Consider the following 21,078-nt stretch of genomic DNA (forward strand, 5'->3'; position numbering starts at 1 on the left):
GCCGGACCCGGCGCCTCCGCTTTAAGTCAGCCGCGTGGCTTCGCGAGCGTCTGGGTGGACGAGTTCAACCAGGCCTGCGTCATCGCCCCGAAGGACGTCGGCGCGGGCGTGGCGAAACTCGACGCCGCGTACTGATTGAGCAAAGCGAGCTTCGACATCGCCGACCCCTGGGACGGATCGGCGCTCGCGCCTCCATCCTGGGAACCGGAGTAGCCGAGCGTCCTGCCGCTGCCGAAGGCGGCATCCGTCACGCTGCCGCCATGGCCGCCGAACCACTGCTGCGACGCCGTCTGCGCGGAGGTGCCGGACGTCACCGTCGCGGGGGCCGCGAGGTCGGACGCCGCGGAGGCGACAGTCTTGGCCAACGGATTGACCGACGCCGTACCCGCCGACGCATCGGCGGCGATGGTCAGCACGCCAGCCGGCTGATGCGGCGCGCCGGCAATGTTGACGCTCTTGCCCGCACGGTCCGTCACGCCCTTCAGATCGTATCCCGAGACTTCGAGATCGGGCGCGCTTTCGCCGGCTCCCACCACATATTTGAACTGCAGGGTGTTGGTGCCGGAACCGCTGACGTATTTGGCGGTGCCGCCGCTGCTCAACGACAGGGACGGCGCGCCGTTGACGGTCATCGCGTCCTTGAAGTTGACGGACAGCCAGACGGTGTCGCCCGCCTTGACGGTGCCGCTGCCGTCGCTGATGCCGGAACCGCTCGCGGCGATCCATTGCACCTTGGGCGCCGTGGGGTCGCTCGCCGTCGTGGCGCCGACGGCCAGAACCCCGGCCGGCTGATGTGGCGCACCGGCAATATCGACGGCATTGCCAGCCCGATCCTTGACGCCGCCCAGATTATAGCGGGCGACTTCGAGGTCGGAGGCCTTCTCGCCGGCCTGCACCTTGTAGTCGAACTGCAAGGTGCTGGTCCCCGCGCCGCCGACATATTTGGCGGTGCCGCCGCTGTTCAGCGACAGGGTCGGAGTCCCGCTGACGGTCATCACGTCGTTGAAGTTGACCGAGAGCCGAACGGTATTGCCGGCCTTGACAGTGCCGGTGCCGTTGCTGAGCTCGGTTCCGGTCGCGGCGATCCACTGGACTTTCGCCGTGGAGCCGCCGACGGCCAGCACTCCGGCCGGCTGAAGCGGCGCGCCGGCAGCATTGGCGGCATTGCCCGCCAGGTCCGTCACACCCTTCAGATTGTAGCCGGCGACCGCGAGGTCGGAGGCTTTCTCGCCGGCCTTCACCACATAGTCGAACTGCAGGGTGCTGGTGCCCGCGCCGCCGACATATTTGGCGATGCCGCCGGTGTTCAACGACAGGGTCGGCGTACCGTTGACGGTCACTCCCTCGTTGAAGTTGACCGACAGCCGGACGGTGTCGCCGGCCTTGACGGTGCCCGTGCCGTTGGTGATGCCGGCACCGGTCGCGGCGATCCATTGCACCGTCGGCGCCGTGGTATCCTTCGGCGTCGTGGTGCCGGTCGAGGTCGAAGTATCGACGACCAGTGTTCCCGCCGGCAGCGTCGGAGCGCCATTGAGGTCGACAGCGTTGCCGGCCTTGTCCTTCACGCCGGAGAGGTCGTAGCCGCTGATCGCGAGATCGGCGGTGTTCTCGCCGGCGGCGACCTTGTAGTCGAACTGCAAGGTGTCGGTGCCGGTACCGCTCACATATTTCGCGGTGCCCTTGTCGTTCAGCGACAGGAGCGCGGTGCCGCTGACATCGACCGCCTCGCTGAACTTCAGCGTCAGGCGCACGGTGTCGCCGGCCTTGACGGTGCCGGTGCCGTTGACGACGCCGGGGCCGTTGGCCGCAACCCACTGCACGGTCGGCTTGGTGGTGTCGGTGGTCGGCTGGGTCGTGACCGGCGGTGGGTTGGTGATGACCGGCGGCGGATCGGTGACCGTGCCTCCCGTACCGCCCGTGCTTCCGGAGCCCGAGTTATTGGACACACCCTGCAGCAGGGGGGTGATGTTTCCCATGTCGTGCCACAACGCGGTCATCGTCGCGTCGTCGTAGGCGTTGGCCTGCGCGCGAATATTGGTCGTGCCGCCCGCCACATCGATGACATAGGCGCCATAGGTCTGCATGGCCTTGAAGACCTGCTGGCCCAGCGGAGAGAGGCCGGCAGGCATCGGGGTGCCCGGCGGAATCGCGAGGAGCTGCCCTTCCTGGACGATACCCGACGCGTTGCTGCCGTCGCTGGAGATGGCCTGGCCGACGGCGCCGGGCTTGGCGAGCGAGAAATCGACGGCGAGCTGCAACGCGTGATCGATCACGCCGTCATCCGTTTCCGCCTTGACGAGCAGACCGCCGAGCTGACTGGCGCCGGCAGCCGTGATGCCCGCGCTGAGGAAGGGCGACTTGGTGCCCCAGCCATCGCCGGTGACGATGTTTTCGGACCCGAACGACGCGGCCGATGCTGTCGTGTTGCTGGTCCGGTTGAATTGCCAGAAGTTGTACGCGACGTCGCCATCGATGACGATCAGTTCGCCGTCAGTACCCGCGGCGCCGTTCGCCGCTGCCGGCATGTGAACACTGACGGTGCCGCCAGGATAACCCCATCCCGGAGGGTAGGTGACTTGAACCAGCGGGTCAGAGGCGGAAGCAACGTAAACCGAAGGAGAGTAACTATCCCATGCTACACTGTAGTTGTATCCCGTCGAGGCGGGCCATCCAAGTTTAGTGAAGGTTGCATTGCTTGATACTGGAGTATTCCAACTCGAAGACGCAGAAAATGGGCGAGTTTCGAGTGAGGTCATATGCCTATATTCCTTAGCTTATCCAGGAGGAACGGCGTGCGGGTATGGATAGGCCAGGCAGGTATTTAACGCCGTTCCGAGGAGACAACGCAGCGATTAGCCAGGCATGCTGCGAGATCGGCGGGTGGATGACGGGTCATCGCCATATCACAGGCGGCGAATCATATTCCCATCCACTAACGAACGTGGCCAGATATCGTGTTTGGAATATGATGCCAAAGAGAAAATGTCGCGACGTCGATTTTTGTGGATATCCCGCCGGTCTCTGTGGATGCGGATGTTGACATCATGTATAATATGGTTAACGCGTCGCGTATGCGTGCCATATGCCGCCGCCTAGACCTGACGCGTGGCAAACGCCATGCCCGATGCGCTGTGCAGGCGCGACCTGCTTCGAGTCAATAGGCTCGGTTGCCGCAAAGTTGCCACGATTGAGCCGATTTCGGCGCTTTTCGATCCGACGCAGGCAAAGGCGCCGAGCCTCGTCGAGATGAACGGATGAGCCTCACAGGGGCATTGTGGCTGATCCCGGTATCGCGGGGGCGGTCTTGCGTTGCCGGCGAGACAGGCGCGGTGATCGGGAGACCATCACGGCCGTGTTGTCAGGCGCTCAGTCGGCCGGCCGCCTCACACGCTGAAGCAGCGGCGATATCCGGGTCAGATCCTGCTGGAGCGCCGTGATCGTTGCCTCGTCATAGGCATTCGCCTGGGCGCGCAGGTTCGTGATGCCCCCGGCCACGTCGATCACGAAGGCGCCGTAGGTCCTGTAGGCGCGAAAGACCTTCCGCCCGAGCGGCGATAGCCCCGGCGGCATCGGCATGGTGGCCGGGATGGCCAGACGTTCGCCTTCCTGGACGAGGCCCTCCGGATTTCTGCCGTCACCGTTGATCGCCTCACCGATGCGGCCCGGCCGCGCCAGGGCCGCATCGATCGCGATCTGCAAGGCGTGCGTTATTTCACCCCGATCGGTCTCGGCCTGAACCAGCAGGCCGGCAAGCTGGCTCGAGCCGGCCGCCACGATGCCCGCGCCGAGAAAGGGCGATGTGCGACCCCAACCGTCGCCGGTGACGATGTCCGCCGCAGCGTAGGACCGCGCGGTGGCCCTGTCGGCGCTCAACCGCCTGAACTGCCAGAAATTATGGACGGTGCCGCCATCGATGACCAGCAGTTCGCCGTCGGTCCCCTGGGCGCCATCGACCCCGACCGGGATGCGAATACTGGCGACACCGGCGGGACGCCCCCAGCTTGCCGGGTGTTCGACGGATACGACGGGGTCCGAGGCCGAGCTGACGTGAATTGCGGGCGAGTAGCTGTCCCAGGCCACGCCGAAGAGGGCGCCGGGTGGCCAGGCGAGCTTTTCGAAGGTCGCATCCGGCGCGATCGGCCTGTTCCAGGAGGAGCTCGCCGCGAAGGGCCGCTGGCCGAGCGTGAATGTGCAGGGCTGCCTGCCGCCGCCGGCGCCGCACGCATTGTTCGCCAGGGCGGGTGAGCAGCACCCCATCGCGGTCGCGATCGCGAGGGAAATGGCGAGCCGGGCCAGCGCCCGGACCGGCGGGGCATGAAGGACAGGCGGCGCGCGGCGTGATCTCATCCGGCCGAGTTCCAGAGCGATCGATCCGCACCCGTCATCACCGCTCCGTCCGGATCCAATCGACCTGGCGATGAATGAAGAAGCGGATGAAGGAGGGGATCTTGAGCAGGCAATAGGCCGGGCCCGCCGCCAGCTCGCGCCCGGAAATGATCTCCTGGCCGAAACGCCGCCACGCGACGACAATCGCTCCGGCGAAGCCGGCCAGCACGACCGAGGAGGCGACGAGCGGGCTCGCCGCACCCGTCGCTGCGAACCAGGAGAGGTTCAGGCCGCCTATCAGCATCAGGGACAGGGCCAGAAGTGTCAGGGGCGGAATGCACAGGTCGAGCGTGAATGCGAGGAGGTGCAGGCTCGGTTTCGAGACCACACGCCGGATCAATGGCAGGAAGAACTGCCCGATGACCGCCAGATGTCCATGCTCCCACCGCGTGCGCTGCTGGCGCTTGCCCGTTTCCCCCTGGGGAAGCTGGCTGACGACCTGCGCGTCCGGGCAGAAGAGCGGCGATGACCCGGCGAGCGCAAGCTCGGCACCGAATTTCTGATCTTCTGCGAGATGGCCGGTCGCGAGATCGAGCCGGGTGACGAGGGCGAAGGGCAGCGCCATGCCGGAGCCCATCAACTGGCAAGGCCAGCCGAGACGCGCGGAGCCCAGCGGCCGCACGAAGGTCTTGATCGTCCAGGCCAGCCGGGAAACCTTGTCGGCCGAGCTCGGCAAGGGAGGCGCCAGCATCGTATAGCGCGCCTGGACCGGGCGCCCCGTCGCGACGCAACGCTTCGCTAGAAACTCGAGCGTCCCGGGCGCGACCTCGCAATCGGCGTCGACGACGATGACGACTTGCGGCGGATCGGCCGCGAGGGCGCGGATGCCGTGATCCAGCGCGTAGCCCTTTCCCAGCCGTGTCGTGTTCTGGCGGATGACGACCTCCGCCCCGGCGCTCGAAGCGATGCGCGCGGTGTCGTCGGAGCAGTTGTCGGCCACCACGAGCAAGTGCCCCGCGGCGGGCAATTGAGCCATGATCGAGGCAATGCTGCGCGCGATGACGGCTTCTTCGTCATGGGCGGGCATGACCGCCACGAAACGCGGACAGGCCATGGAGATGACCGACACGGATCGCCTCGCGGGCAGGAGCGCCGCGCCGATCTGGGCGACGAGGAAGGCGACCGGGATCGCCGTTAGGAGACCAAGAGCGAGCAGAGCGTGGGTGACTGCGTCGACCATGGCGATCACGACGATCCCGGTCCCTGAAGTCCCGATGGCATCAGCGCTACCGTGTCGGCCGCGAGCGCCGTCTCACGGCGCGCGCGGCGCGGTTTGGCGGCGGTAGCGAAGCCTTGCGGCGTTGCGGATGGGCCGGCGTTGAGGACGGCTGCGACCGACGAACGGGCTGCATGCGGGAAGGTTTCGAGCACCTTGGCGGGGTCGGTCCGCTCGCGGCGATCCGTGCTGCCGAGCGACCGGGCCAGGACGTCGAGGATCTGTTCGGAAGCATGGCCGTCGCCGAACGGATTCCTGGCCTGGGCCATGGCGCGATAGGCTTCGGGGTCCGTGAGCAGCTCCTTGCAGGCCGAAACGATCGAGTCGACTTCCGTTCCGACGAGGCGGGCGGTGCCGGCTTCGACGGCTTCCGGCCGTTCGGTCGTATCGCGCAGGACGAGAACCGGCTTGCCGAGCGCAGGCGCCTCTTCCTGGACGCCGCCGGAATCCGAAAGGATGATGTGGGCGCCATTCATCGCCAGCACGAATTGCTCGTAGCCGAGCGGCTCGATCAGCGACACGCGCGGATGCGAGCCCAGCATCGGGCCGACCACCTGGCGGACGCGCGGACTGAGATGCACGGGGCAGACCACCCGCAGGTTCGGGAAACCCTGCAACAGGATCAGGATCGCCTCGCAGATGCGCTGCATCGGCTCGCCATGGTTCTCCCGGCGATGGGTGGTGAGAAGGAGCGTCTGCGCTGCCGCGCGGCGCACCGGCTCGGGGGCTGCCTTCGCCAGCGTCAGGAACAGCGCGTCGATCGCGGTGTTCCCGGTGACCCAGATCGTCTCCGCCGGCACATTCTCCTTGAGCAGGTTGTATCGCGACGTTTCGGTCGGCGCGAAATGATAGTCCGCGATGACGCTCGTCAGGCGGCGATAAACCTCCTCCGGAAAGGGCGCGCGCTTGTCATAGGTCCTCAGCCCGGCTTCGACATGGGCGACGGGGATGTTTTCGTAGAATGCCGCCAGCGCCCCGACGAAGCTCGTCGTGGTGTCGCCCTGCACGACGACGACATCGGGCCGGGCCTTGGCGATCACCCGCTGCAGGCCTCCCAGCGCCGCCATCGTGACATGGGCGAGGTTCTGGTCTTTGCGCATGATGTTGAGGTCGGCGAGGATCGGCAGGTCGAAATAGGTCACGACCTGGTCGAGCATTTCCCGGTGCTGGCTGGTGCGCACCGCCAGTACCTCGAAACGTTCGGGGTCGGCATTCGCCTTCAGGATGAGCGGCGCGAGCTTGATGGCCTCGGGCCGCGTGCCCATCACGACGAGAATTCGCTTGCGGGTTGCCATCTCAATCCTCGTTCAGGGTCGCGGGACGACGCGCCGGGGATGGGAGACCTGGGCGATGGCGCTCCAGGAAATCAGGCCGAGGAACTGGGAGTTCGTGATCAGGTAGCGCCTGAACAGCCGGCGTGGTTCCTGGATGAGACGGTAAGCCCATTCGAGCCCGGCGCGCTGGATGAAGGCGGGGGCCCGCTTGCGCCGTCCCGCGATGACATCGAAGCTGCCGCCGACGCCGATGACGACCCGCGCGCCGAGATTGTCCCACTGCTCCTCGATGAAATATTCCTGCCGCGGCACGCCCATCGCGACGAAGAGGAGTTCGGCCCCGCTTTCCGCCACGGCCCGCGCGCGGGCTTCGGCCTGCTCGGGGCCGAAATAGCCATCGGCATAGCCGCGGACATCGAGCCCGCGATGCCGGTCCTGGAGCACGTTGACGGCCTCGCGCACCGTGCTGCTCTCGGCGCCGAGAAAATAGACGCCGACCCCCTCCTGGACGGCGCGGGCGCAGAGCTGGTCGATCAGGTCGATGCCGGCGACACGCTCGGGCAAGGGCTGCTGCCGGAGATGCGAGGCCCAGACGAGCGGCTGTCCATCGGCCACGATCCATCGCGACGAATCGACGAAGCGTTGCAGGCGCGGGTTGGATCGCATCATCATCAGGATCGCGACGTTCACCGTCGAGAGGATGCCGCGCTCTCCGGCCCGGATGGTCCGCATGAGCTCCTCGACGGTCTGTTCGGCCGAGAGCTTGTCGAAGCGGCCGTTCAGGATCTGGACCTGAGCCGGTGGCATCGCTTCAGATGGGAGGAGCCCGGTGGCCTCGGATACGGAAAGCCGCGCAGTGTCTGATGGCATCGCAAATCCCTCAAGCCGGAGACCCCAAGCGAACACGGCAGATTGACTTAGGCCGCGCGGCGGAGATCGCCGCAGGCCGTGCTGCATGCCGTTTGGTAAGATAATGGTCGACGTGGTGGGTTTGTTCGCGCAAAACGCGGTTTCATCGTTCTCTTGATGTCTTAACTGAGCGATCTGCGCGTTAACGAGACAATGTAATCTACGCCGACACGCTCGGTGCGAATGTCAAAAGCGCAACAGGTTGCGCTTTTGCTCTGCGGAACCGGAGTACCTGCCGTAAGGAAATCTAATTTYGCCGGCGCGAAGAACTTGCGCCCTGTCGGCCGCATTAAGGCTCTGCGGATGTCGAGCGTTTGATGGGCGGCCGGAGCATTTGGCGAAGCAATGTCAACCAACGCTGTTTATCATCGGGTCCAGCATCTCTCCGCGACCGCGCTGACGCATAGAACACAGTTGTTCTGGACCGTCGTCGTGGCCGCCCTCGAGATGATCGTGATCGTCACCTGCGCCTATGGCGCGTTTGTCGCGTATTCGGCGGCTGCGTACGGGGTGATTTTCTTCCGGATCGACTATGCCCTGGCCTCCGTGTCGGTGGGGGCGCTCTATGTCGCCTTGTGCATCGCCGACAATCAATACGATCTGCTCGGTCCGGAATGGAACGAGCGCAGCCGGACCCGGGGCGGTGTCGCCATCGCCCTTTCATGCGTCATCCTGCTGACGATCGGTTACGTGACCAACAGTCTCGGCGGCTATTCCCGAGGCACGTTCCTGGTGCAATTCCTGGCCACGCTGCTGGGACAGGTCGCCATCAGATCCTGTCTCCGGCAAGTCATTGATCAGGTTCGCTGGCGCGGACATTGGCGCCGGGAAAGCATGGTCGTGCTGGTCATGCCCGGCGCGCGAGGCGTCAGACATGTTCGCGCGCGGCTGGCGGCGCGGCACGAACATATCGTGCGCTGGTATGATTTCCCGTCAATGACCGATCTGGCCGATGGGGGGGCCTCGTTGGAGGTACAACTTTCGGCGATCCGGGGTGAATGCCGGGCCTTGCCTATCGACGCCGTGCTGATCCTGTTCGGCTCGGACAACATGGAGGTCGTCTCGAACGCGGTCGAGGAGCTGTCGGAACTTCCGGTCCGGATCCAGCTCCTGCCGGTCGAGCTGGCCGAGCTGATGCGGCGCAGTCGCGTCGGAACCTATGGCCATCTGCGGGTGCTCGAATTGTTCTGCGGGCCCTGCTCGCTGCGCGACCGGTTCCTGAAGCGCAGCTTCGATATCGTCGTCGCCTCGGCGCTGCTGGTGATGTTGTGGCCGCTCTTCGCCGTCGTCGCCGCCTTGATCAAGCTTGAAACGCGCGGTCCCGTGCTCTTCCGGCAGACACGCCACGGCTTCAACAACGAGCCGATCCAGGTCCTGAAATTCCGCAGCATGACGACGTTCGACGACGCGCATGACGARTTTCGGCAGGCGGTCCGGAACGATCCGCGCGTCACGCGCGTCGGGCGGGTGCTGCGGCGGACCAATATCGACGAGCTACCTCAGTTGATGAATGTGCTGAGGGGCGAGATGTCCCTGGTCGGGCCACGGCCGCATGCGGTTGCCCATAATCACATGTTCGCCGACCAGATCCGCCGGATGTTCAGGCGCCACAACGTCAAGCCGGGGATTACCGGCTGGGCCCAGGTCAACGGCCTGCGCGGCGAAACCGATACCTTCGAGAAAATGCAGAAGCGGATCGAGCACGATCTCTACTACGTCGACAACTGGTCGTTCTTCTTCGACCTCAAGATCATGATCATGACGGTCATATCGAAGCGCGCGCATATCGACGCCTATTGAGCGAGAGGGGAAGATGCGATGCGTGTCTGCTACTTCGTGTCCGAATATCCCGCCGTTTCCCACACCTTCATGCGGCGGGAGATCGTCGAGCTCGAGCGGAACGGAATCTCGGTTCTCCGCGTCTCGCTCCGGGGCGGAGACCGCAAGCTGGTGGACCCGGCCGATATCAGCGAGAAAGCCCGCACCCGCTACATGCTTGACGGCGGCATGGCCAAGTTCGTGACGGCTCTCGCCAGCGCGGTCGYGCGAAGGCCCGCAGCCCTGATGCGCGCGACCGTCGCCGCCTTCGGGATGATGCGGCGCTCGAGCCGCCCGGCGCCGCTCCATCTCGCCTATCTCGCGGAAGCGCTTGTCCTCGCACGCTGGGTCAGCGAGCAGGACATCCGGCATATCCACGCGCATTTCGGGACGAATGGCGCTGAAGTCGCCATGCTCTGCCATATCCTGACCGGCGTGCCCTACAGCTTCACCGTGCACGGCCCGGATGAATTCGACAGGCCCGAATATCTCGGCTTCCCGGCCAAGGTGAAGCATGCCGCCTTCGTCTGCGTCATCAGCGAGTTCACCGGAAGCCAGCTCTGCCGCTGGATCCCCACGGAGGAGTGGGTGAAGATCAAGCTGGTACGTTGCGGGCTGGATGCCGATTTCCTGGCCACGCGGCCTCCCCGGACCGTCCCGAAGAACCAGCTCGTGACCGTCGGTCGGCTCAGCGAGCAGAAGGGGCACCTGATTCTACTCCAGGCGCTCGCCGTCCTTGCGCGTGAGGGCATGCCGTTCAGGCTGACCGTGGTTGGAGACGGCCCGCTGCGGCCGCAGCTCGAGCGGAGCATCCGGGAATTGGGGCTCGAACAGCATGTCGAGATGGCGGGCTGGATGAGCAATGCGCAGGTGCGCGCCGCGATACGCGAGGCGCGGGCCCTGGTCCTGCCGAGCTTCGCTGAAGGGCTGCCGGTCGTCCTGATGGAGGCACTGGCGCTCGGCCGCCCGGTCGTGACGACCTATGTCGCGGGCATCCCGGAGCTGGTCACGGATCAGGTCTGCGGCTGGCTCGTTCCGGCGGGAAGCGTCGATCGGCTCGCCCGTGCCATCGGCGAGTGCTTGGACGCCCCGGACTCGCTCGTCCAGGCGATGGGGGAGGCCGGGCGCGAGCAGGTGCTGGAGCAGCACGACATCGTTCGGGAATGCCGGAAGCTGGCGGCGTTGTTCAAGGCAGGCGCGTTCGAGAGGACGATCCCCTTCGACAGCGCCGAACGGGTGGAGGATCTCCCAGACGCCTATGACCCGGTGTTCGCCGGCAGCCATGCGATGAGGCTGGGCGAAGCGGTGACGCTTCGGTCCGGGCATTCGGGCTGGGTGAAGCGATGATCCCGACCTGCTCCGCCATCGGCTGGATGAGGAGTGCCTGAATGATCGACGTCACCGTCATCGTTCCGACGCATAACCGCCGGCGCATCCTGCCTCAGGCGGTCCATTCCATTCTGCGCCAGCAGGGCGTCTCGATCGAGCTCATCGCGGTCGACGATGGCTCGACCGACGAAACGGGCGCCTGGCTGGATCGGCTCGCCGCCGGCGATGCCAGAGTGAGGGTCGTGCACCACGCGCAGCCGCGTTTCATCTCGGGCGCGCGCAACGCCGGCATCGCTCAGGCGGCCGGGCGCTGGGTCGCTTTCTGCGACGATGACGATCTCTGGGCGCCGGACAAACTGGCGACGCAGCTTGCCGCCATGCGGGCCAGTTCGGCGCGATGGGCCTGCACCGGCATCGTCGCGGTGGACGAGGATCTCGCGGTGATCGGGCATGGTCACGTCAAGGGCGGGGACGTTCTGGCGGGCCTGCTGGAAAGCAACCGAATCCCGACAGGGTCGACGGTGATCGCGGAACGCGATCTCGTCCGGGATGTCGGCGAGTTCGATCCGGCCCTGCGCGGCTCCGAGGACTGGGATCTGTGGATCAGGCTGGCTCAGCACTCGCCGCTGGCCGCGGTCGATCGCCCCCTCGTCGCCTATCGCCTGAGCCGGCAATCGCTGTCGATGGACGTCGGTCCCATGCGCGCTGGCCGCCTGGTCATCGCGGAGCGATACGCGGCGCTGGCGGCAAGACATGGCGTCGCATCAGACGAGGCGGGACATGAACGCTATCTCGCCAAGCAGCTCCTGCGCGCGGGGGCACGGTGGCGGGCAGCGTCCATTTTCACCTCGCTCGCCGTCAGGCATGGGCGGTGGCGGGAGCTGCCGCGCGTGGCCGCCGCGCTGATGGCGCCGCGCGCGACGGACCGGATCGGACAGGCCCGGGCCGCCGCCGCGGTTCCGGCGTTGTGGCGCCAGGAGGTCGAGCTCTGGTTGCGGCCGATCCGCGAGGCAGGCCGGGCAGGCGAGCAACGCAACCCGATTTGGGCCAGAGCCAGGGAGATGGAGGCATGAAGCCGGTATCCAGCCCCGTCGATGCCATCCATGGTGACGTGCTCCAGCACGATATCGAGCGCTCCTGGCCGACAATGTCGGTCCGCGAGGCCAATAACGAGGCGATCTGGCGGCTGCTGCGCGCCGTCGTGTTCGGCGTCCTGCTGGTCCGGGCCTCTTCCGACCCGATCTTCAACCTGCTGGGAGGCGATTCCGGCGCCGCCTCGATGGGGGTCGGAGCGCTCTTCAACGTGGTCGCGATCGCGGTCGMGGTCGTGCTTCTCGCGCAGACGCCGCTGCGGGCGCCGTTCCCCGTCCTCGCGATCTGGGGCCCGTTCCTGCTGATCGCCTTCGGCTCGACGCTCTACGCGCCGGATTTCAAGGCAGCGGTGCGGCTCGCTTCCGTGCTGCTGACCTATTGGGCGTTCTTCGCGATGCCGTTCTTCCTGTTGCGTTCGTCGCTGGACGTCACGCGGTTCGTCCTCGTGGTGATCGCCTCGTCGATACCGCCCTCGCTCTATGCCTTCGTGGATATCGCACGCGGATTGTCCAATTTCAGCGAGTTTCGTTTGCAGAGCACGTTCTCGCATCCGAACATCTACGCGTTCTATCTCGTGCTGCAGGTGGGCCTTGCGCTCTATGTCCGGGCCTCACGGATCCTGCGCGTGCCGCCGCTCATTCGCACGCTGGTGACGCTCTACATCCCGGCCCTGATCTTCTTCCTGCTGCTGACCAAGACGCGCAGCGCCTGGGGAGCGTGCGGGCTGATGTGCCTGGTGTACGCGGTCAAGATCGATCGCCGTTTTCTTCTGGCCCTGTTGCTGGTGCCGGTGCTGTTCGTCGGGAATCCGAGCCTCAGGGAAAGGCTGGCGGACGTCACCGCGGCGACGGAAGTCGATAACTTTTCGCAGCTGAATGATGACAACCGGCTGAATTCCTATGTCTGGCGGCAGGCGTTGTGGGAGTCCGCCATTCCGGTCGTGCTGGAACGACCGCTGCTGGGCCACGGGCTGGAGTCGTTCAAGCCGGCGACGCCGAGCTTCTTTTCGCTGATCGGCCCGCAAGGCATCGACGGCCATAACTTCTATCTGCAGGCCAGTTTCGAGATGGGGCTGCTCGGCCTGCTCGCGCTCATCTGGCTGCTCGGCTGCGTGGCTTATCGCCTCGTCAAGGGGCTGCGGCGCGATCCGCCCGGACTCCTGATCATCCTGTGCATCCTGGCGACCTATCTGCTCGAGTCCTATTCGGACAACATGCACTTCTACCTGTCGTTCAACTGGTACTTCTGGTTCGTCATGGGCACGATCTGTGCCTGGCTCTACAAGGACGAGGCTGTCGCGACGCCCGTCCGTCCCGGCCACGGGGTAGCCTGGCGGCGGGAAGGCCGGCATGGGACCGGCGCGACCGGACGAACCGACCACGTCGCCTAAGCATCTCGCCACGGCAGTGGATTCCGCTTCGCCCGCCTGTGAATGGCGGGCTCGCGGCCCCATCGCATTTCGCGGCCATCCATCCGGCGATTTTGCGTCCCGATCGAGTGCTTAGACGCAGGAACGGGGCAGGGTACCCGGCGTTTTCTCTGTGTAGGTCACTGCAGGCGCAGCGCGCCGGGTGGGGAGGGGGACGGAAGGCCGGCGATCCGGCCCCGTGACGACGCGACCGCGCCGGCCAGAGGCCTCTCCTCATCCTCGTGTCTGCCATCCCGAACCGGGCGCCGGAAACGGGCCCCTTTTCGATTGAAAGACATGCTGGACACGATAAGCCATCCGCAGGTCGTCCATAGCACGGAGAGGCTCGAGAGCCGGATCAACGTGCGGCCACGACCGTCCTTCGGCCTGGGAAGCCTCCGGAGCCGCAAGCGGCTGCTGGGCATCGGCACGCTGGCCTGCCTGGCGCTCGCAGCGCTCTATGTCGGGGTGCGCCCGACGACCTACACGGCATCCAGCCAATTGCTGATCTATATCAGGCAGGTCCTGACCGGCCCCGACCAGGCGATCCTTCCGGGCCGGGCCGACCTGCCGATGGTCCAGAACCAGATCGAGCTGCTGCGCTCCGGAAACGTGCTGGCGAAGGTCGTCGAGACGTTGCAGCTGACGAAGGATCCCGAATTCCTCCGTAGCCTCCGCTCGCCGCCCGAGGCGCAGAAGCGCGATCCGGTTGCCACGGATACCGACGCCGCCGCGTTCCGCGCGGCCTTGATGGCACTGAACAGCAAGCTCAGCATCCGCCAGGTCGGCACGAGCCATCTGGTCACGGTGAGCTTCCAAGCCTCGACCCCCGAGAAGGCCGCGCGCATCGTCAACAGCGTGATCCGCATCTATCTGCAGGAGCGGGGACGGGCCTCGGACGCGGCCTCGTCCAAGGCGCCGACGCTGCGCGAGATCTATCAAAGCCTCGGCCCGAGCGCTCAGGTGATTTCGGAGGCTGAGCCTCCGGTCAAGTCTGATGGGCCGCCGGCGGCATTGATCCTCGTCGCCGCGGCATTGTTCGGCCTGGGTACCACGGCTGCCCTCGCCCTCGTGCTCGATGCGCTCGATGATACGATCCACGACGCACACCAGATGGAATATGTCCTTGGTCTGGAATGCCTGGGCGTCGTGCCCCGCTTCGCGAATGTCGACAACGGGAGCGAGGATGCCGCGGCGCGGCGTCTGCTCGCGGTGGAAGGGCCGGTGCTGCGACGCGCGGCTGCGACGGTGCAGGACGCTTCGACCGGCGAGCCCCGGACGATCGGCGTGACCTCGGTCCTGCCGGGCGAGGGCGCGACGACGCTCGCGATCGGGCTGGCCATGGCGTCGGCCGCGTCGGGAAAACGTGTCCTGCTGATCGACGCCGTGCCGGACAATCCCGCGATCTCGCGCTGGGTTGCGAGCCTCTCATGCGCTCCGCCCCGGCCGGGAGCCAATCCGGAGCCCGCGGTCATCGGCGACGTCGTCAAGGTGCTGGCCGGGCTGCATGTCCTGTCGCTCGCCGAAGGATACGGCGAGGCGTCCCGCCTGATGCCTCGCGGCCTGCTGGACGACATCCTGAACGCCGCGGAAGCGTCCTACGACATGGTGATCGTCGACATGCCCTCGCTCGCATCCGGACCGCAGGTGCGCGCCGCCGCTCAATCGCTGGATGGCTTCCTGCTCGTCGTGAAATGGGGCGCGACCAAATCCGAACTGGTCCGGCAGGCTTTCCGATCCGCCGGTCAGGCCGAGCCCAAGTTTATCGGGACGATGCTCAACATGGCCGATGAAGCGACGATGAAACGTTATGGATACAAGCGTTCTGAAGAACTGAAAGTCGTGATCGCTTCCTGACTTAAACAAATGCCGGGGCTGGGCCGCGAGCATTTACTGAAGGAGAGTATCATGAAGGTCGTACTCTTTTGCGGTGGCATGGGCATGCGGCTGCGGGGCTATGTCGACGATGTCCCGAAGCCGATGGTGCAGATCGGGTCGCGCCCCATCCTCTGGCATCTGATGAAATACTACGCCCATTTCGGGCATAAGGATTTCATCCTCTGCCTGGGCCACAAGGGCTACGCCATCAAGGACTATTTCCTGAAGTACGACGAGTCGATCTCGAACGACTTCGTCTGGTCCCGTGGCGGCCAGAAGATCGACTTCATCAACCGGGACAGCGACGACTGGACGATCACCTTCGTGGAAACCGGTCTGCATGCGACGATCGGCGAACGCCTGAAGGCGGTCCAGCCCTATCTGCGCGGCGAGGAGTACTTCCTTGCGAATTACGGCGACGGTCTCAGCGACCTGCACCTTCCGACGATGATCGGCGAGCTGCAGCGGAGCGATGCCGTGGCCTCGCTGCTGCTGGTGCAGCCGACGGCGAGCTTCGACATCGTCAGGACGACGCCCGAGGGCAAGATCGCCGAGGTGGCGGCGTTGAGCCATTCCGACATCTGGATCAATGGCGGCTTCTTCGTCTTCCGCAACGAGATCTTCGACTACATCAACCCGGGCGACGAGCTGGTGCGGGAGCCGTTCGCGCGGCTGATCCAGCGCCAGGCCTTGCTGGCGCATAAATGCACCGGATTCTGGCAGTGCATGGACACCTTCAAGGACAAGCAGCGCCTCGAGGAGCTCAACGATACCAACCCGCCTTGGAAGGTGTGGAAGGACTGCGCCACCATCTCGTATCCCGCGATGGCGCCGGTGGCTCCTGCGATCACGCCGGTCGCTCCCACGATGACGCAGGTGGCGTGACCATGCTGCGCCTGAAGCCGGATGGCGCCGCTGCGTCGCCGCTGCAGATCCTGTGTCTGGGATGTCATTCCGACGACATCGAGATCGGCTGCGGCGGAACGGTGCTGCAGATCGCGGCGGAGCGCGAGGCGGTGTTCCATTGGGTCGTCTTCAGCGCCAACGGAACCCGCGCCGCGGAAGCGGAGAACGGGGCAAGGCAATTCGTCGACCCCGCCCGCATGAAGCGGGTCATCCTGAAGGATTTCCAGGACGGCTACATGCCGTTCGTCGGAGCCGACATCAAGAACGTCTTCGAGGAGCTGAAGCGAGAGGTCTCGCCGGACATCATCTTCACCCACAACCGTCACGATTCGCATCAGGACCACCGGCTGATCGCCGAGCTGACCTGGAACACGTTTCGCAGCCATCTGATCCTGGAATACGAGATTCCGAAATATGACGGGGATCTCGGACAGCCGATCGTCTTCAACGCTCTTTCAGATGAAATCTGCGAAAAGAAGGTCGATCTGATCCTCGATACGTTCAAGTCCCAAGGCAACAAGCATTGGTTCGACCGCTCGACCTTCATGGCGCTGATGCGGTTGCGCGGAATGGAATGCAATGCGCCGAGCGGATACGCCGAGGCCTTCTATGCCCGGAAGCTGATGCTCTGAACCGGCAATCGAGAAACGTCATGCATGACCTGAAGAGCAGGACTGTTCGCGCCGGGCTCATCAATGTGGGCTCGCGCGGGATCGGCTTCACGGTCCGCATCGCCTCGCTCATGATCCTGGGCCGGCTGCTGACGCCCGAGGATTATGGCCTCGTCACCATGGTGACGGCGTTCACCGGCGTGCTGAACATGTTCGGTTGCTTCGGCCTGTTCCAGGCCGCGATCCAGCGCGAGGAGCTGAGCGAGGTCGAGTCGTCGTCGCTGTTCTGGCTGAACCTGATCTTCGGCGCCTTGCTGACGCTGATCGCCATCGCCGCCGCGCCGCTGGTCAGCGCGTTCTACAACGAGCCGCGCCTGCTCGAGATCATGGACGTGATCGCCTTCAGCCACGGATCGCTCCCGGTATCCGCTCCATGCTGCGCTTCGGCGTCGGAACGACAGCGACCGGCTTCCTGTCCTACGTCACGAACAACATCGACAAGCTTCTGCTCGGGCGTGTCTGGGGCACGGAAGCGACCGGTCTCTACAGCCGAAGCTTCTATCTGATCAATTTCCCGACCGAGAATCTGAATGTGACGATCGGAGAGGTCGCCTTCGCGGCGCTGTCGCGGACCAAGGGCGATCTCGATCGCTTCCGGCGCTACTTCCTGAAAGGCTATTCGCTGGTGGTGACGCTGACCTTGCCGTTGACGGTCGTGTGCGGGCTCTTCGCCGACGACCTGATCCTGGTGGTCCTGGGCCCGAAATGGATTGGTGCCGTCGAGATCTTCAGGATCCTCGCTCCGACGATCCTGGTGTTCGCGATCTCGAATCCGCTGGGCTGGCTGCTCAACGCGCTCGGGCTGGTCCGGCGTGGGGTGTATATCGGGTTGTTCTCTGCCCCGCTGATGATCGCGGGCGTGCTGATCGGGCTTCCTTACGGGCCGCACGGCGTCGCATTGGCCTATTCGACCGTCATGGTGCTCAAGGTCATCCCGATCACGATCTGGGCGCTGCGCGGGACCGGGATTCGATACCGGGAGTTCGTCGGGGCGCTGGCGAACCCTCTGGCCGCGAGCGTGGTCGCGGGCGGGTTCGCCTATGCGGTGCATGCGCTCACGGCGCCGGCGCTGTCGCCGGTGCTGCGCCTCATGCTGGATGTGGGCTCGTTCGGCGTGGCCTATGTCGCGGCGCTGCTCCTGATCGCGGGCGAGAAGGCTCTGTATCTCGACCTCTTCCGCGCATTGAGAACCGCGCCTTCCGCCTGACACGCGCCCCGCGAAATCCACCCGCCCCCAATGCCGTGAAGCATAGAGCCCGCAGGTCGGCCTGATGCCGTTGCGGCATCTACCTGATATTCAAAGCAATATTCTGGTTTGCCGCGATCTTGCGCCGGAACTCGGGCACTCCGACGAGCATTGTTCAGGTATAGGGTCACGAATTTCAGAGGTGGGGGATGCACTTCTCCAAGACCAGCGTCGAGGGAGCCATGGTCATCGACCCCGCTCCACATGTCGATGCGCGGGGCCGCTTCATGCGGGCCTGGTGCCTCCAGGAATTCGCCGAGCAGGGCATCGCGTTCGAGCCCGTTCAGGCGAACATGGGGATCAGCACGAAGCGCGGCACGATCCGCGGCATGCATTTCCAGGAAGCGCCCGACGGGGAGGCGAAGCTGGTGCGCTGCACGCGTGGAGCGATGTTCGACGTCGTCCTCGACATGCGGCGGGATTCACCGAGCTACGGGGCCTGGTGCGGCGTGAAGCTCAGCGGCGACAATGGCCGCATGCTCTATTTGCCCGAGGGCTGTGCGCATGGCTACCAGACGCTCGAGCCGGACACCGAGATGCACTACATGACCTCGGCCTTCTACACGCCCGGCGCCGCCAGGGGCGTTCGCTTCGACGACCCGGCCTTCGGCATCGTGTGGCCTTTGGCCGTGACCGAAATTTCCGAACAGGACCGTAACTGGCCGCCGGCGCTGATCGTGCCCGGCCATGTCGAGGCAGATGCGCGCCTGACGGCGTGATCGTCTTCGCAGGCGTTATCGGAGGGGAACCAAGCTATGGCTGTCGATACCGTGTTGCGGGAGCGCGAGGCGGCGGGTCGTCCGATCCGCGTGGGAATGGTCGGAGCGGGTGCCACCGGGCGCGCGATCGCGCTCCAGCTCTGCGCTATCTGCGGACGCTGGGGCTCAAGCCCGTCGCCGCCGGCAATATCAAGGGCATGGTCGATTACTACCGCAATCCCGACACGCAGAGGGCATTCGCCGAGAAGAACGACCAGGACCCGCGCAAGGTCACGTCCTTCGCCGATGCCACGAAGCTGTCGATGGAAACGACGGTACTGGCCAATGCGACGGGCTTCCATGCGGGCCGTCGCGGCATGTACGGGCCGGCTTGCAAGGATGTTCGGGAGATCGCGGAGCGCCTGCCGGCGCAGGCGATGCTCGAAACGGGGCTGGTGGACTATGCCTTGGGCGCTGCGCCCCACACCGGAGCCTTCGTCATCATCCATGAGGAGGCGCCGCTGAAGCAGGCGCAGCTCGCCTATTACAAGCTCGGAGACGGGCCGTTCTACGTCTTCTACACGCCGTTCCACCTGCCGCATCTCCAGATCGCCTCGACCATCGGGCGCGCGGTCATCCAGCACGATCCGACCGTGGCGCCGCTGGCGGGGCCGGTCTGCGAGGTCGTCACGATGGCGAAGCGCGATCTCAAGGCCGGCGAACGTCTCGACGGCATCGGCGGGTTCTGCGCCTACGGCCTGATCGAGAACGCGGTCGATGCGCGCGCCGCCGACGCCTTGCCGATCGGCCTGTCCGAGAACTGTGTCCTGCGGCGCGACAAGAAGAAGGACGAGGTCGTCTCGTTCGACGACGTCGTGCTGCCGGCGGGGCGGCGGGCGGACGTGCTCTGGCGCGAGCAGCAACTGCGGTGGCCGATGCGCGAAGCGGAAGCTTCGCCGCAGCGCGTCCTCGTCGAGGCGGTCTCCTGACATGCACAGCCGCGGTGGAAACAGGCTTTCACGCGCGGCCCGGTGCATTCCGGAACAGCCGGGTCATTTCATCGCTATGGGGCTATGTCGGCCATGCTGAACCGTTCCTTCTGGCAGAACCGCAAGGTCTTCGTCACCGGCCATACCGGTTTCAAGGGCAGCTGGCTGTCGTTGTGGCTGCACGCGCTCGGCGCCGATGTGACGGGCTATGCGCTCGAGCCGCCGTCGGAGCCGAGCCTTTTCGAGCAGGCGAGGGTCGGCGAGTGCGTCCGCTCGATCCGCGGCGACGTCCGGGACTTCGAGCATCTGAAGTCCGCGCTCGCTGCATGCAATCCCGACGTGGTCATCCACATGGCCGCCCAGTCCGTGGTCCGCTACGGCTATGACGAGCCGGTCGAGACCTATGCGACCAATGTGATGGGGACCGTCCATCTGTTCGAGGCGGTGCGCCAGCTCGGGCGCCCCTGCGTCGTGGTCAATGTCACCAGCGACAAATGCTACGAGAACCAGGAGTGGGTCTGGGGCTATCGCGAGAGCGACCCGATGGGCGGGCATGACCCGTATTCCAACTCCAAGGGCTGCGCGGAGCTGGTGACCGGCGCCTATCGCGACTCCTATTTCCCGCCGGCTGCGCTGTCCAAGCATGGCGTCGCGCTGGCGAGCGTGCGTGCGGGCAACGCCATCGGGGGCGGCGACTGGACCGCCAACCAGCTCATTCCGGATCTGGTTCGCGCCTTCCTGGGCCGCCGGCCCTGCCGCATCCGCAGCCCCGCCGCGATTAGGCCCTGGCAGTTCGTGCTGATGCCGCTGCACGGTTATCTGCTGCTGTGCGAGCGGCTCGCCGAGGACGGAGCCCGCTTCGCCTCGGGCTGGAATTTCGGGCCGGCGGAGACGGATGCCAGGCCGGTGTCGTGGATCGTCGACAAGCTCGTGTCGCTGTGGGGCGAAGGCGCATCCTGGACGCTGGATGGCGCAGCGCATCCGGCCGAGGCGCAATTGCTGCGCCTCGACACCTCCAAGGCGAGGGCGGGCCTCGACTGGCACCCGGTTCTGCAGCTCGACCAGAGCCTGGCCTGGATCGTCGAATGGTATCACGCCTTCCAGGCGGGGAACGATCTCCAGTCCCTCACGCGGCGACAGATCGAGCGCTACGAATATCTGCTGCAGGACCATGCGGAGCGGAACGCTTCAGGAGCGCGGCCGAAGGCGGCTGCTCCGGCGCCTCTGCTCCCGATGGCCGAAGGCTGATTCCGCAACG

General features: G+C 65.5%; 17 protein-coding genes. 12 read left to right on the forward strand and 5 right to left on the reverse strand.

The genetic code is table 11. The annotated features are described in order from the left end of the window. Window positions 1–26 precede the first annotated feature (26 nt). The 5 genes from AB4Y99_RS13855 to AB4Y99_RS13875 all read right to left on the reverse strand — a co-directional run bounded on the left by AB4Y99_RS13855 (window position 27) and on the right by AB4Y99_RS13875 (window position 7,683). Window positions 27–2,756, reverse strand: a complete 2,730-nt coding sequence (locus AB4Y99_RS13855; protein WP_441523719.1) for a hypothetical protein — start codon at window positions 2,754–2,756, stop codon at window positions 27–29. A gap of 610 nt (window positions 2,757–3,366) precedes the next feature. After that, window positions 3,367–4,347 (reverse strand): hypothetical protein, encoded by a 981-nt coding sequence (locus AB4Y99_RS13860; RefSeq protein WP_441523720.1) that lies wholly within the window; start codon window positions 4,345–4,347, stop codon window positions 3,367–3,369. Between the two features lie 37 nt (window positions 4,348–4,384). Then, complete coding sequence (locus AB4Y99_RS13865; protein ID WP_441523721.1) at window positions 4,385–5,566, reverse strand: glycosyltransferase family 2 protein; 1,182 nt, start codon at window positions 5,564–5,566, stop codon at window positions 4,385–4,387. Between the two features lie 5 nt (window positions 5,567–5,571). Beyond that, a complete protein-coding gene (gene wecB / locus AB4Y99_RS13870; RefSeq protein ID WP_441523722.1) occupies window positions 5,572–6,897 on the reverse strand; it encodes a non-hydrolyzing UDP-N-acetylglucosamine 2-epimerase in 1,326 nt (441 codons plus the stop codon). 12 nt (window positions 6,898–6,909) lie between these two features. Continuing rightward, window positions 6,910–7,683: a WecB/TagA/CpsF family glycosyltransferase gene (locus tag AB4Y99_RS13875; protein ID WP_441523723.1), complete on the reverse strand. Its 774-nt coding sequence runs from the start codon at window positions 7,681–7,683 to the stop codon at window positions 6,910–6,912. 549 nt (window positions 7,684–8,232) lie between these two features. On the opposite strand from AB4Y99_RS13875, the gene AB4Y99_RS13880 reads away from it, so the two are divergent. The 12 genes from AB4Y99_RS13880 (at window position 8,233) to rfbG (ending at window position 21,068) form a co-directional block, all read left to right on the forward strand. Further along, on the forward strand, window positions 8,233–9,585 hold the full coding sequence (locus AB4Y99_RS13880) for an exopolysaccharide biosynthesis polyprenyl glycosylphosphotransferase (protein WP_441523724.1): 1,353 nt from the start codon (window positions 8,233–8,235) through the stop codon (window positions 9,583–9,585). Between the two features lie 18 nt (window positions 9,586–9,603). Then, window positions 9,604–10,950, forward strand: a complete 1,347-nt coding sequence (locus AB4Y99_RS13885) for a glycosyltransferase (RefSeq protein WP_441523725.1) — start codon at window positions 9,604–9,606, stop codon at window positions 10,948–10,950. Window positions 10,951–10,991: 41 nt separating this feature from the next. Then, window positions 10,992–12,005 carry a glycosyltransferase family 2 protein gene (locus AB4Y99_RS13890; RefSeq protein ID WP_441523726.1) on the forward strand — a complete coding sequence of 338 codons (1,014 nt, stop codon included), beginning with the start codon at window positions 10,992–10,994 and terminating at the stop codon, window positions 12,003–12,005. Then, the gene (locus AB4Y99_RS13895) at window positions 12,002–13,414 is read left to right on the forward strand and encodes an O-antigen ligase family protein (protein WP_441523727.1); all 1,413 of its coding nucleotides are present in this window, start codon (window positions 12,002–12,004) and stop codon (window positions 13,412–13,414) included. The genes AB4Y99_RS13890 and AB4Y99_RS13895 overlap by 4 nt, the downstream gene beginning before the upstream one ends. 42 nt (window positions 13,415–13,456) lie before the next feature. Then, window positions 13,457–15,289 carry a tyrosine-protein kinase family protein gene (locus AB4Y99_RS13900; RefSeq protein ID WP_441523728.1) on the forward strand — a complete coding sequence of 611 codons (1,833 nt, stop codon included), beginning with the start codon at window positions 13,457–13,459 and terminating at the stop codon, window positions 15,287–15,289. A 51-nt stretch (window positions 15,290–15,340) separates the two neighbouring features. Then, on the forward strand, window positions 15,341–16,195 hold the full coding sequence (locus AB4Y99_RS13905; RefSeq protein ID WP_208112876.1) for a glycosyltransferase family protein: 855 nt from the start codon (window positions 15,341–15,343) through the stop codon (window positions 16,193–16,195). 2 nt (window positions 16,196–16,197) lie between these two features. Further along, window positions 16,198–16,848, forward strand: coding sequence for a PIG-L deacetylase family protein (locus AB4Y99_RS13910; RefSeq protein ID WP_441523740.1), 651 nt, complete (start codon window positions 16,198–16,200; stop codon window positions 16,846–16,848). Window positions 16,849–16,868: 20 nt separating this feature from the next. Further along, window positions 16,869–17,393, forward strand: a complete 525-nt coding sequence (locus AB4Y99_RS13915; RefSeq protein WP_441523729.1) for an oligosaccharide flippase family protein — start codon at window positions 16,869–16,871, stop codon at window positions 17,391–17,393. Beyond that, window positions 17,300–18,094 carry an oligosaccharide flippase family protein gene (locus AB4Y99_RS13920; protein ID WP_441523741.1) on the forward strand — a complete coding sequence of 265 codons (795 nt, stop codon included), beginning with the start codon at window positions 17,300–17,302 and terminating at the stop codon, window positions 18,092–18,094. Before AB4Y99_RS13915 ends, AB4Y99_RS13920 begins: the two co-directional genes overlap by 94 nt. A 188-nt stretch (window positions 18,095–18,282) precedes the next feature. Next, window positions 18,283–18,852, forward strand: coding sequence for a dTDP-4-dehydrorhamnose 3,5-epimerase (rfbC, locus tag AB4Y99_RS13925; RefSeq protein WP_441523730.1), 570 nt, complete (start codon window positions 18,283–18,285; stop codon window positions 18,850–18,852). After that, window positions 18,849–19,820 carry an SAF domain-containing protein gene (locus AB4Y99_RS13930; RefSeq protein WP_441523731.1) on the forward strand — a complete coding sequence of 324 codons (972 nt, stop codon included), beginning with the start codon at window positions 18,849–18,851 and terminating at the stop codon, window positions 19,818–19,820. Before rfbC ends, AB4Y99_RS13930 begins: the two co-directional genes overlap by 4 nt. A gap of 93 nt (window positions 19,821–19,913) precedes the next feature. Continuing rightward, on the forward strand, window positions 19,914–21,068 hold the full coding sequence (gene rfbG, locus AB4Y99_RS13935) for a CDP-glucose 4,6-dehydratase (RefSeq protein WP_113252736.1): 1,155 nt from the start codon (window positions 19,914–19,916) through the stop codon (window positions 21,066–21,068). Window positions 21,069–21,078 lie beyond the last annotated feature (10 nt).

Origin of the sequence: Allobosea sp. TAB14, assembly GCF_052113865.1 — a bacterium.
GTDB lineage: Bacteria > Pseudomonadota > Alphaproteobacteria > Rhizobiales > Beijerinckiaceae > Allobosea > Allobosea spartocytisi.

Excerpts from the sequence above, each read along its gene's own strand:
- wecB (WP_441523722.1), bottom strand. The coding sequence starts at position 6,897 with ATGGCAACCCGCAAGCGAATTCTCGTCGTGATGGGCACGCGGCCCGAG.
- AB4Y99_RS13875 (WP_441523723.1), bottom strand. The coding sequence starts at position 7,683 with ATGCCACCGGCTCAGGTCCAGATCCTGAACGGCCGCTTCGACAAGCTC.
- AB4Y99_RS13890 (WP_441523726.1), top strand. The coding sequence starts at position 10,992 with ATGATCGACGTCACCGTCATCGTTCCGACGCATAACCGCCGGCGCATC.
- AB4Y99_RS13905 (WP_208112876.1), top strand. The coding sequence starts at position 15,341 with ATGAAGGTCGTACTCTTTTGCGGTGGCATGGGCATGCGGCTGCGGGGC.
- AB4Y99_RS13910 (WP_441523740.1), top strand. The coding sequence starts at position 16,198 with ATGCTGCGCCTGAAGCCGGATGGCGCCGCTGCGTCGCCGCTGCAGATC.
- AB4Y99_RS13915 (WP_441523729.1), top strand. The coding sequence starts at position 16,869 with ATGCATGACCTGAAGAGCAGGACTGTTCGCGCCGGGCTCATCAATGTG.
- rfbG (WP_113252736.1), top strand. The coding sequence starts at position 19,914 with ATGCTGAACCGTTCCTTCTGGCAGAACCGCAAGGTCTTCGTCACCGGC.
- AB4Y99_RS13865 (WP_441523721.1), bottom strand. The coding sequence starts at position 5,566 with ATGGTCGACGCAGTCACCCACGCTCTGCTCGCTCTTGGTCTCCTAACG.
- AB4Y99_RS13855 (WP_441523719.1), bottom strand. The coding sequence starts at position 2,756 with ATGACCTCACTCGAAACTCGCCCATTTTCTGCGTCTTCGAGTTGGAAT.
- AB4Y99_RS13900 (WP_441523728.1), top strand. The coding sequence starts at position 13,457 with ATGGCGGGCTCGCGGCCCCATCGCATTTCGCGGCCATCCATCCGGCGA.
- AB4Y99_RS13860 (WP_441523720.1), bottom strand. The coding sequence starts at position 4,347 with ATGAGATCACGCCGCGCGCCGCCTGTCCTTCATGCCCCGCCGGTCCGG.
- rfbC (WP_441523730.1), top strand. The coding sequence starts at position 18,283 with ATGCACTTCTCCAAGACCAGCGTCGAGGGAGCCATGGTCATCGACCCC.